The sequence below is a fragment of the Pseudomonas sp. LBUM1644 genome, assembly GCF_059716195.1.
Genome location: NZ_CP166812.1, coordinates 531,694 through 543,040, shown reverse-complemented (window position 1 = coordinate 543,040; position 11,347 = coordinate 531,694). Strand labels below are relative to the sequence as shown.

The 11,347-nt window shown below is 59.9% G+C and carries 12 protein-coding genes; 8 read left to right on the top strand and 4 right to left on the bottom strand.

Annotated features, from left to right (window positions below):
* Window positions 1–53 precede the first annotated feature (53 nt).
* Window positions 54–1,118 carry a tRNA epoxyqueuosine(34) reductase QueG gene (gene queG / locus ACA052_RS02460; protein WP_497648246.1) on the top strand — a complete coding sequence of 355 codons (1,065 nt, stop codon included), beginning with the start codon at window positions 54–56 and terminating at the stop codon, window positions 1,116–1,118.
* Window positions 1,119–1,210: 92 nt separating this feature from the next.
* Here the strand turns inward: queG and ACA052_RS02455 are convergent, their stop codons facing one another.
* The gene (locus ACA052_RS02455; RefSeq protein WP_054053347.1) at window positions 1,211–1,822 is read right to left on the bottom strand and encodes a trimeric intracellular cation channel family protein; all 612 of its coding nucleotides are present in this window, start codon (window positions 1,820–1,822) and stop codon (window positions 1,211–1,213) included.
* A gap of 178 nt (window positions 1,823–2,000) precedes the next feature.
* Window positions 2,001–2,543: an oligoribonuclease gene (gene orn, locus ACA052_RS02450; protein WP_046056848.1), complete on the bottom strand. Its 543-nt coding sequence runs from the start codon at window positions 2,541–2,543 to the stop codon at window positions 2,001–2,003.
* A gap of 108 nt (window positions 2,544–2,651) precedes the next feature.
* On the opposite strand from orn, the gene rsgA reads away from it, so the two are divergent.
* From rsgA to ACA052_RS02430, 4 genes are all read left to right on the top strand, one after another.
* Window positions 2,652–3,683 (top strand): small ribosomal subunit biogenesis GTPase RsgA, encoded by a 1,032-nt coding sequence (rsgA, locus tag ACA052_RS02445; protein ID WP_497648245.1) that lies wholly within the window; start codon window positions 2,652–2,654, stop codon window positions 3,681–3,683.
* Window positions 3,684–3,894: 211 nt separating this feature from the next.
* The gene (locus ACA052_RS02440; RefSeq protein WP_497648244.1) at window positions 3,895–4,302 is read left to right on the top strand and encodes a TIR domain-containing protein; all 408 of its coding nucleotides are present in this window, start codon (window positions 3,895–3,897) and stop codon (window positions 4,300–4,302) included.
* Window positions 4,303–4,304: 2 nt separating this feature from the next.
* Entirely contained in the window at window positions 4,305–5,264 is a 960-nt protein-coding gene (locus ACA052_RS02435) for a caspase family protein (protein ID WP_497648243.1), read from the top strand.
* Entirely contained in the window at window positions 5,264–5,749 is a 486-nt protein-coding gene (locus ACA052_RS02430; protein WP_497648242.1) for a toll/interleukin-1 receptor domain-containing protein, read from the top strand. Before ACA052_RS02435 ends, ACA052_RS02430 begins: the two co-directional genes overlap by 1 nt.
* Before the next feature lie 158 nt (window positions 5,750–5,907).
* Here ACA052_RS02430 and motB read toward each other — a convergent pair whose 3' ends face one another.
* Both motB and motA read right to left on the bottom strand, forming a co-directional pair.
* Window positions 5,908–6,936 carry a flagellar motor protein MotB gene (gene motB, locus ACA052_RS02425; RefSeq protein ID WP_497648241.1) on the bottom strand — a complete coding sequence of 343 codons (1,029 nt, stop codon included), beginning with the start codon at window positions 6,934–6,936 and terminating at the stop codon, window positions 5,908–5,910.
* A gap of 3 nt (window positions 6,937–6,939) precedes the next feature.
* Window positions 6,940–7,791 carry a flagellar motor stator protein MotA gene (gene motA, locus ACA052_RS02420; protein WP_480419317.1) on the bottom strand — a complete coding sequence of 284 codons (852 nt, stop codon included), beginning with the start codon at window positions 7,789–7,791 and terminating at the stop codon, window positions 6,940–6,942.
* Between the two features lie 165 nt (window positions 7,792–7,956).
* On the opposite strand from motA, the gene ACA052_RS02415 reads away from it, so the two are divergent.
* From ACA052_RS02415 to asd, 3 genes are read left to right on the top strand one after another with little or no spacing between them, the layout of a single operon-like run.
* Window positions 7,957–9,495 (top strand): HDOD domain-containing protein, encoded by a 1,539-nt coding sequence (locus ACA052_RS02415; RefSeq protein WP_497648240.1) that lies wholly within the window; start codon window positions 7,957–7,959, stop codon window positions 9,493–9,495.
* A 42-nt stretch (window positions 9,496–9,537) separates the two neighbouring features.
* On the top strand, window positions 9,538–10,353 hold the full coding sequence (locus tag ACA052_RS02410; RefSeq protein WP_497648239.1) for a rhodanese-like domain-containing protein: 816 nt from the start codon (window positions 9,538–9,540) through the stop codon (window positions 10,351–10,353).
* Between the two features lie 18 nt (window positions 10,354–10,371).
* Window positions 10,372–11,232 (top strand): archaetidylserine decarboxylase, encoded by an 861-nt coding sequence (asd, locus tag ACA052_RS02405; protein WP_497648238.1) that lies wholly within the window; start codon window positions 10,372–10,374, stop codon window positions 11,230–11,232.
* Window positions 11,233–11,347: the final 115 nt, after the last annotated feature.

The window sequence follows — 11,347 nt, the reverse complement described above, 5'->3', positions numbered from 1 at the left end:
GCTCCGATGTCTGGCAGAATTATACGCACCTCAGCTCCGGTTTCTCTCGCCTCATGCCCGCTATTACCACAAACCTCCCCGCCCTCGCCCAATCCATCAAGGACTGGGGCCGTGAGCTGGGCTTCCAGCAAGTCGGCATCAGCGGCCTGGACCTCGCCGAGCATGAGCAGCACCTGCAGCGCTGGCTCGAAGCCGGCTACCACGGTGAAATGGACTACATGGGCGCCCATGGCAGCAAACGCTCGCATCCGGAAGAGCTCGTTCCCGGCACCTTGCGCGTGGTTTCGTTACGCATGGACTACCTGCCCGGCGATACCCAAATGGCCCAATTACTGGCTCAACCAGAAAAAGCCTACGTCTCGCGTTACGCCTTGGGCCGCGATTACCACAAGTTGATCCGTAAACGCGTGCAGCAACTGGCCGATAAAATTCAAGCAGAGATCGGCCCGTTCGGCTTCCGCGCCTTCGTCGACAGCGCCCCCGTGCTGGAAAAAGCCATCGCCGAAAAGGCGGGGCTAGGCTGGATCGGCAAAAACACCCTGGTCTTGAATCGCAAGGCCGGCAGTTACTTCTTTCTCAGCGAACTGTTTGTCGATCTGCCACTTCCCGTCGACCCGCCACACAGCACCGAACATTGCGGCCGCTGCACCGCGTGCCTTGATATCTGCCCGACCAATGCCTTCGTTGGCCCTTACGTGCTGGACGCCCGGCGCTGCATTTCTTACCTGACCATCGAACTGAAAAGCGCGATCCCCGAGGAATTGCGGCCGCTGATCGGCAATCGGGTGTTCGGTTGCGATGACTGCCAGATCGTCTGCCCGTGGAACCGCTTCGCCCGGCCGTCCGGCGAAAGCGATTTCAAGCCTCGGCATAACCTCGACAACGCCGAACTGGCCGAACTGTTCATGTGGGACGAGGACAAATTCCTCAGTAGCACCGAAGGTTCGCCGTTACGACGGGCAGGCTACGAGCGCTGGCTGCGCAACCTGGCAGTTGGCCTGGGCAATGCGCCGTCGAGCATTCCGGTGCTCGAAGCGCTAAAGGCGCGCCGCGATTACCCGTCTGAATTGGTCCGCGAACACGTCGAGTGGGCCCTGAAACAACACGGACTCCTGTAGGAGCTGCCGAAGGCTGCGATCTTTTGATCTTAAAAATTCAAGATCAAAAGATCGCAGCCTCGTTTCACTCGGCAGCTCCTACAAGGACCGGGTCAGGCTTCGTCGTTGTAGACGAACTTCGGCATTTCCCAGTGGAAACGAATCGCCAGCAATCGCAGCAGGAAGCCGCCGAACAGCGTGATCAAAATCGCCTGTTCGCCGGGTAATTGCAGGTAGATGCAGAGCATGTAGCACCACGCCGCGGCGAACGAAACGCTGGCGTAGAGCTCGCGGCGGAAGATCAGCGGAATGTCGTTGCAGAAAATGTCGCGCAGGATACCGCCGAAAACCCCGGTGATCACACCGCTGACCGAGGCCACCAGCATGCCGTGGCCCATTTCCAGGGCGGTCATGCAGCCGATCAGGGTGAACGCCACCAGCCCCACGGCGTCGAGCACCAGAAACAGCGAGCGCAAGTGGCGCATCCAGCGGGCGGTAAAGACCGTGAACATCGCCGCGACGGAGGTCAATACCAGGTATTCAGGGTGTTTGACCCAAGTCAGCGGGTAATGACCGAGCAGCACGTCACGTACCGAACCGCCACCGAGCGCCGTAACGCAGGCAATCAGCACCACGCCAAACCAGTCCATGCCGCGACGACCGGCAGACAGCGCACCAGTCATGGCTTCGGCGGTGATGGCGATCAGGTAAAGCATCAGCAACATGGTGGCGGTCCTTGCAGGAAGGCGCGCAGTCTAGCCATTTAAGGTCGGCACCAAAAGAGGGCGTGCGCGACGAAATCCCCTGTAGGAGCCGCCGCAGGCTGCGATCTTTTGATCTTGATTTTTAAGATCAAAAGATCGCAGCCTGCGGCAGCTTCTACACAGGGACCAAGGTGTGCAATCAGAACTTGATGAAATGCTTGCGGTAGTGTTGCAGCTCGGCGATGGATTCGCGGATGTCGTCCAGGGCCAGGTGGGTGCTGCCCTTCTTGAAGCTGTCGCGCACGTCCGGTGCCCAGCGCGCAGCCAACTCTTTAAGGGTCGATACGTCGAGGTTGCGGTAGTGGAAGAAGCTTTCCAGGGACTTCATGTGGGTATAAAGGAAGCGGCGGTCCTGGCAAATGCTGTTGCCGCAGATCGGCGACTTGCCTTTGGGCACCCATTGTTCCAGGAAGGCGATGGTCTGGGCTTCGGCTTCGGCCATGCTGATGCGGCTGTCGCGAACCCGTTGGGTCAGGCCCGAACCGCCATGCTGGCGGGTGTTCCACTCGTCCATGCCGGCGAGGATCTCGTCGCTGTGGTGGATGGCGATGACCGGACCTTCGGCCAAGGTGTTCAAGTCACTGTCGGTGACGATGGTCGCCATCTCGATGATGACGTCGGTATCAGGGTTCAGCCCGGTCATTTCCAGGTCGATCCAGATCAGATTCTGCGGGTTTTGCATTGTGTCGGCTCCTAGGCAATGGTGCGCAGTTTAGCCTAGGGAAGTAGCTGGGCGTGCTAAACTCGCGGCCGTTTTACCTAATCGCTGCATTCTTGATACGGAACACCCATGGCCAAACGCCAACTCAATCGTCGTCAAAACTGGCGCATCGAAAAGATTCAGGGCGAACGCGCTGCGCGCGCCGCCAAACGCGAGTCCTCGGCCGTCGAGGCACTCGAAGGTGGCGACCTCGGTCCGGAGCAGACCGGCCTGGTGATCGCGCACTTCGGCGTGCAAGTCGAAGTCGAAGCCCTCGATGGCGATTTGGCTGGCCAGGTGTTTCGCTGTCACTTGCGTGCCAACCTGCCGGCGCTGGTAACCGGCGATCAGGTAGTCTGGCGTGCCGGCAACCAGGGCATCGGGGTGATCGTGGCGCAACTGCCGCGTAAAACCGAACTCTGCCGCCCGGACAGCCGTGGCCAGCTCAAGCCGGTAGCGGCCAACGTCGACATGATTGTGATTGTCTTCGCGCCGTTGCCCGAGCCCCACGCGAACCTGATTGACCGTTATCTGGTCGCCGCCGAGCACGCAGGGATTCGTCCACTGCTGCTGCTCAACAAGTTCGACCTGATCGATGAGCAGAACGCTCCGGCGTTGAACGCCTTGCTGGCGGTGTACCGCACGCTGGGCTACCCGGTGCTGGAAGTCTCGGCGCACCACGGCAATGGCATGGAGCAACTGCAACAGCAGCTGGACGGGCGCATCAGCGTATTCGTCGGCCAGTCCGGCGTCGGCAAGTCCTCGTTGGTCAACAGCCTGTTGCCGGAAGTCGAGACCCGTGTCGGCCCGCTGTCCGAGCTGTCCGGCCAGGGCACTCACACCACCACCACCGCGCGGTTGTTCCACTTCCCCGGTGGCGGTGAGCTGATTGACTCCCCGGGCATCCGCGAATTCGGCCTGGGTCACGTCAGCCGTGCCGACGTCGAGGCCGGCTTCATCGAGTTCAACGACCTGATCGGCACCTGCCGCTTCCGCGACTGCAAGCACGACCGCGAACCCGGTTGCGCCCTGCTCAAGGCGCTGGAAGATGGTCGTGTGCAGCAGCAACGGATGAACAGCTACCGCTCGATCATCGCCAGCCTGCCAGAAACCAGCTACTAAACAGATGCGCCCACCGCCCTGACATAGTCGGGGCAGTGGCGCACTGCTTCAGTTCTACAAAACTCCCCATCCGTTAAACGTCAGACATTTCTGTCAGGCCTGCGCACGCCCGCTCGTAGGACATGTCTCTTTAACCGCCGTAGCCTTGTTACAGCCATCCAACCCTCTACATTCCAGCCCTCTCGCACTTTGGCGATACCGAGGGACAACCATGCAAACCTTTCATCTGTTCATCAGTCATTCGTGGAATTATTCCGATGCCCACGACAAATTGGTGAAGCTGCTCACCGCGCATCCGACGTTCACCTTCAAAAACTTTTCCGTCCCACCACATAACCCAATCGTCGGCGCCCTGACCGACAAGCAACTGGAAGAGGCCATCGAAAACAAAATCCGCCCGTGCTCCGCGGTGCTGATCATGGCCGGCATGTATTCCACGTACAGCAAATGGATCAACAAGGAAATCGAGATCGCCAAGCGCATGGGCAAGGTGATCATCGCGATCAAGCCGTTTGGTGCCGAACGGATATCCACGGTCGTCCGCGATGCGGCACACGCCGAATGTGCGTGGAACACCAACAGCATCGTCAGCGCGATTCGCGCGCAGACGGCGGTGTAACCATGCGCAAGGGATTATTTATCGGCATAAACAATTACGCGCATATCACCCCGCTCAGCGGTTGCAACAACGACGCCATCGCCATGGCGTCGATTCTGGAGCGACACGCAACGGGCAAGCCCAACTTCAAGAATCTGGTGCTGACGTCCGCGGAGGAAAACCTGACGCGCCAGATGCTGGAACTGAACATCAAGGAGTTGTTCTCCGGCGATTGCAATGTAGCGCTGCTGTACTTCGCCGGGCACGGTCATTTCGAAGCGAGCATCGATGAAGGCATGCTGATCCCGCAGGACTATCGCTGCAGCAACGATGGCATACGCATCAGCGACATCCTTGAGTGGGCGAACGCGGCCGACAAGATCAAGAACAAAGTCATCATTCTCGATTGTTGCGAAGCCGGCGCGGCCGGGGAATTGCGTGGCCTCAGGGGTGGCACCAGCGTGATCGGCGAAGGCATGACCATCCTGACTGCCTGCAAGAAAACTCAATCCGCCCTGGAGCAATCCGGTCATGGCGTATTCACCGGGCTGTTGCTGCAAGCCTTGCACGGCGGCGCAGCCAATGTCCTGGGCGAGATCACCCCCGGCAGCCTGTACTCGTTTGTCGACAATGCACTGGGCGCCTGGGAACAACGACCGGTGTTCAAGACCAACGTCTCGCAATTCATCGCCTTGCGCGAAGTACCACCGCTCATTCCCGAAGAGATCCTGCGGCGACTGCCCGAGTGGTTTCCCGAAGCCCAGTCGGTCTTTGCCCTTGATCCCAGCTACGAGCCCACCGAAGCCACGTTCGACCCCGACAACGGCGACGTCTTCAAGCAACTGCAAAAGTGCAACCGCCACAGCCTCATCGAACCGGTGGATGCCGAACACATGTACTACGCCGCCCTCAACTCCACTGGCTGCCGCCTCACCGCGCTCGGCGCCTACTACCGCGAACTCGCGATCAAGGGACATTTCTGATGCCAGTGTTTATCAGCTACCGCCATACCGATCGCGCGCAGGCAATGATCATCAACGATCGCCTGGTGCGCGCCAACATCAAGACCTACCTGGATGTGCTGGACACCGAATCCCAGCAAACCGACGACATCACGGCGGTCATCACGCGCAACATCACCGACTGCACGCACTTGCTGGCGGTGATCTCGCAGGAGACTGCGCAGTCGTGGTGGGTGCCGTTCGAAATCGGTGAAGCGACCATCAGCAATCGCAGGATTTGCTCGTACAAAATCGGCCCCAGCGCGCTGCCGCTGTACCTCGATAAATGGCCGAAACTGAGTGGCGAGGCCGACATCAATTTCTTTATCGATGCTTACCGGGAAGAAACCCTGTCCAGTCGTTCGATGGGGCTGGAGTCGTTCAGTGAGGCGATTCGCAGTGTGTATAAGCGCGATGCCGATCTGTTCCACGACAAGCTCAAGACCCGTATTCGACGGGGGTTCTGACAGCCTCAAGGTCAAAAGATCGCAGCCTTCGGCAGCTCCTACAGGGTGTACGCGATTCCATGTAGGAGCTGCCGTAGGCTGCGATCTTTTGATCTTGCCTTAACGTTGAAACCAAACAGACACAAAAAAGCCGACATCGCTGTCGGCTTTTTTGTGGGTCACTGCTTCGGCGGCTCGCCCGGTTTTGGCGCGGCATCCTCGAACAGGTTCAAGCGTTCGCGCAGCTCATGCGCCGGCACCGGTTGCTGCGCCGGTGGCAACGCATTCGGATCAGCCTGGGTGGCCGGCACTTCGCCCGGAGCGCCGTGCCCCGGCGTTGCAGCCGGTGCCGGTTCGGCACCTTGCGCACCTTCGATGGCTTGCTGGGCCTTCTTGGTCAGCACGACGATATCGATACGGCGGTTGACCGGGTTGAACGGGTTCTTGCGATCAAACAGCGCTGACGAGGCATAACCGACGACGCGTGCAACCTGCGAATCCGGATAACTACCTGCCACCAGCGCACGGCGAGCGGCGTTGGCACGGTTGGCCGACAGCTCCCAGTTACCGTAGTCGCCGGTGCCGCTATACGGTTTGGCGTCGGTGTGGCCACTGATGCTGATCTTGTTCGGCACCGCTTTGATGGTGTCGGCCATGGCCAGCAGGATGTCTTCGAAATACGGTTTCAGACGCGCGCTACCGGAGTCGAACATCGGCCGGTTTTCCGCGTCCATGATCTGGATGCGCAAGCCGTTCGGTGTGATCTCGAACAGGATCTGGTCCTTGAATTTCTGCAACTGCGGGTTTTCATCAACCTTGTTCTGCAGTTCTTGCAGCAACAGTTCCAGGCGTTCCTTCTCGACCTGTTCAGCCATGCCTTCGACCTGCTCGGTGTCGACTGTCACTCTGTCTGGCTGGGGCTGGGATTTGACCTCGGGATTGAGGGTGTTCTCCGGCGCCAGGGTCGGTGTGCCGCCCAAATCAATGATGTACGGCGTGCCGCTTTCGGAAAAACCGACCGGGTCTTTGAAGTAACCGGCGATGGCGATCTTCTGTTCCGGCGTGGCGGTGGACAGCAGCCACAGCACCAGGAAGAACGCCATCATCGCCGTCGCGAAATCCGCGAAGGCGATTTTCCAGGAGCCCCCGTGGTGTCCGGCCGCGTACTTCTTGACGCGCTTGATGATTATCGGCTGGTTATTTTCCATGACTTAGCGACCGCGAACCGCTTGTTCCAGCTCAGCGAAGCTAGGACGGTGCGCCGGGTACAGAACCTTGCGGCCGAATTCCACCGCCAGCGAGGGCGGCATGCCGGAGGCCGAAGCGACCAGCGAGGCCTTGATGGCTTCGTAGGTGTTCAATTCTTCCTTGGCGTCGTGGGCCAGGGCGTGCGCCAAGGGGCCAAAGAAACCGTAGGCGGCAAGAATACCGAAGAAGGTACCGACCAGTGCCGCACCGACGTGCACACCAATCATTTTCTGGTCGCTGTCACCAAGGGAGGCCATGGTCACCACGATGCCCAATACCGCCGCGACGATACCGAAGCCAGGCATGGCGTCGGCGATGCCGTTCACCGCGTGGGAAGGGTGATCCAGGTCTTCCTTGAGGCTCGCCAGTTCCATGTCGAACAGGCCTTCGAGTTCATGGGGCGCCATATTGCCGGAAGACATGATGCGCAGGTAATCGCAGATGTACGCCGTCATGCGTTCATCTTTCAGGACCGCCGGGTACTTGGCGAAAATCGGGCTCGCGGCTGCATCTTCGATGTCGCCTTCGATCGCCATCATGCCTTCGCGGCGGCTCTTGTTGAGGATCTCGTAAATCAGGCCCAGCACTTCCAGGTAGAAAGTGTGATTGAAACGCGAGCTGAACATTCCCAAGGCTTTCTTGAGAACGTGCTTCACCATATGGCCGGGGTTGGCCTGAAGGAATGCGCCAAGGGCCGCACCGCCGATAATCATCACCTCGAAAGGTTGAATCAGGGCGGCAATCTTGCCGTGGGAGAGCACGTATCCGCCGAGCACGCTCGCGAATACGACGATGATGCCGATAATTTTAGCCATAGGTAGGGAGCACTTACTGAGTCGGGTTCAAGGTCATATTCGGAAGTTGAAAAATCTCTTCTTCTCCTTATCGGCAAAACTGCGCCAGACTATAGCCAGTTCAGGCGAAAAGCCAATCTAGCCCGCGCCGGGCGTGTTTACAGCCTTTGATGATCCTGTCCAGCCATGGCTAACGAATCGAATATTCCACCGCAAAAACCGACCACACTTGAAGGCTGGGTCAAGCTTCTGGATGGCGTGCGCCTGCCCGTTCCGCAAGACAGTCACGACCGTGTCTGCAAGGCGATTGCCGATAACCGCAGCTCACTGCGCGACATCGCCGAACTGCTGCAGGACAGCCCGGCCCTGGCCTTGAGCGTGATTCGCGAAGCCAACCGCCACACCCATGGCAGCATGACCGAGCCTGCCGAGAACCTTGAAGTGGCGATCAATCGGCTGGGGCTGAAACGCACCGAAGAACTGCTCGCCCGGTTGCCCGCCGAACCCGCAGCGCAAATTCCCCTCGCCTTGCGCCAGCTTCAGTTGATCAGCCAGCACGCGACCCAACAAGCCAACGGTTTTTTCTCCAGTCGCCTCGCGCGGCTGTGGCAGGACATCCATTGGGGCAGCCTGTTGTTTCTCTCGCCGCTGTGGCCCATGGCGCTGACGCATCCACAGCTGCTTGAAGAGTGGGAGCTGCGGGTCATGCATAAAGGCGAATCGGCGCGCGCAGTCGAAAAGCAATTGTTTGGCGTGCGCCTGCTGGACATCTGCCAGGCGCTGGTGGACATCTGGCGCCTGCCGATCTGGGTGCAGCAGGGTTATCGGCTGTTGCTCACCGAACAACGTGAGCTGGTGAAAGTCCTGCGTATCGCACGCGACAGCGATCATCCGCTGCGCCAGCAAAACCGCCTCGATGACGATCCGACCCTGCGCCGCTGGCTCAATCAACCGGCCAACACGGTGCTGTTGGCCAATGGCCTGGCGCTGTCGGCGCACCAGGCCTGGGACAGCCCGCACAGTCTACGCTGGCAGTACCTGACCAGCCTTTACCTGCAGATGCCGATGGACGACGTGCAACAGCAGCTGCATCAACAAGCGGCGAACAGCGCCCGTCACCACGGCATGCCGGACCTCTGGCACCCGGCTGAATCATTGATCTGGCCGTGGGGCATGAACCGCGTCCACGCCAGTTTGCTGCCGGCCCCGGCACCGACCGCCGAAGACCTGGCGAAGTGGCGCAAGCAATGTGCAGAGCTGCTGGTCGAGCCAAGCCGCTTCACCAACGCCATGCACTTGACCCTTTCGGCCCGGGACGCGCTGGTCGCCTGTGGTATGCGCCGAGTCATGATCCTGATGGCCGACCGCACTCACGCCAATCTGCGAGCACATCAAACCTACGGGTTGCCCAAAGAAGTGGCGGGTCTGAATTTCCTGGTCAGTCAAAGCGCCGTCTTGCAACGCCTGCTCGCGCAACAGGCCCAGGTGCGCCTGACGCCGGCGAACACTGCGCAGTTTTCAGCCCTGTTGCCCGCCAGCCTGCGCTCACAGTTCAGCGGCGAACACGTGTTGCTGCGCTCACTGGTCAACAATGGCCGCGTAATCATGATCGTCGTGGCGGACCAGGGCGGCGGGCCGTTCTCTGAAATCACGGTGCAAGCCTTCGGCAAAACCGCGCAGTGCATTGAAAAGGCCCTTCACAGCTTTAGCCAGCGCGGCCAATGAGGCTGCGTTACAATCCTCCCCTTTGTGCTCTGGAGACCTCACATGTCTGACTTCTCTGGCTTGGCGCTGGTGATCGAGCCGAGCGACTTGCTCGACCGTCTCGACGCCCGCGATCTGATTCTGGTGGACCTGACCAGCAGCGCCCGTTATACCGAAGGGCATATCCCCGGTGCGCATTTTGTCGATCCGAAGCGCACGCAACTCGGGCAGCCACCTGCGCCGGGCCTGATGCCTGCGCACGCTGCACTCGAAGCATTATTCGGCGAACTGGGGCATAACCCGCAAGCGATCTACGTGGTCTATGACGACGAAGGCGGCGGTTGGGCCGGGCGCTTTATCTGGCTGCTGGACGTGATCGGCCATAAAAACTACCACTACATCGACGGCGGCCTGAAGGCGTGGCTGGCAGAAGGCTTGCCCATGTCGATCCAGATCCCTGCTCCGGTCGGCGGTCCGGTCGCCTTGACCTTGCACGACGGACCCACCGCCACCCGTGAGTACTTGCAAAGCCGTCTCGGTGCTGCCGACCTGGCAATCTGGGACGCACGCGGTCCCCTGGAATACTCCGGTGAGAAAGTCCTGGCAGCCAAGGCCGGCCACATTCCGGGCGCGGTCAATTTCGAATGGACCGCCGGCATGGATCAGGCGCGCAATTTGCGCATCCGCACGGACATGCCGCAGATCCTCGAACAACTCGGGATCAGCAAGGACAAAGAAGTGATTACCCACTGCCAGACTCACCATCGCTCTGGCTTCACCTATCTAGTGGCCAAGTCTCTCGGTTATCCGCGAGTCAAAGGCTACGCCGGCTCGTGGGGCGAATGGGGCAATCACCCCGACACCCCCGTAGAGATTTAAGGTTTTTAAGGACAGTTAATGAATAAGCGTTTGTTTATCCTCAGCCAATACCTGCTGCCTCACCACTTGCTCTCGCGACTGGCCGGCTGCATCGCCGAATGCCGCGTGCGTTGGTTCAAGAATGCCTTTACGGCCTGGTTCGCCAAGCGCTATCAGGTGGACATGTCGCAAGCACTGGTCGAAGACCTGACCGCCTACGAGCACTTCAACGCATTCTTTACCCGTGCGTTGAAAGACGGCGCTCGCCCGCTGGACCAAACGCCGGGCGCGATTCTCAGCCCGGCGGATGGTGCCGTGAGCCAACTCGGCCCGATCGAACACGGTCGCGTGTTCCAGGCCAAAGGCCACAGCTTCAGCGTGCTGGAACTGCTGGGCGGCGACGCGGCCAATGCAGCGCCGTTCATGGGCGGTGACTTCGCGACCATTTATCTGTCGCCGAAGGATTACCACCGCGTGCACATGCCACTGGCCGGCACCCTGCGCGAGATGGTCTACATCCCGGGCCGGATCTTTTCGGTCAACCAGACCACCGCGGAAAACGTTCCGGAGCTGTTCGCCCGCAACGAGCGTGTAGCGTGCATTTTCGACACCGAGCGCGGCCCGATGGCCGTGGTATTGGTCGGCGCGATGATCGTGGCCTCGATCGAAACCGTGTGGGCCGGGCTGGTCACGCCGCCTAAACGCGAACTGAAAACCTTCCGTTACGACGAAGCCGCCCGCGCGCCGATCCATCTGGAGAAAGGCGCGGAACTGGGTCGCTTCAAGCTGGGTTCGACCGCTGTCGTGTTGTTTGGGCCGGATCAAGTGAAGTGGGCTGAAGAACTGGCGGCCGGTTCCCCAGTCCAGATGGGCCAGGGTCTGGGCCTGCCAAAAGCCTGATTCCCCGTAGCCCCCCTGTAGGAGCTGCCGCAGGCTGCGATCTTTTGATCTTGAACTTTTAAAAACAAGATCAAAAGATCGCAGCCTGCGGAAGCTCCTACAGGTGACGATTCCT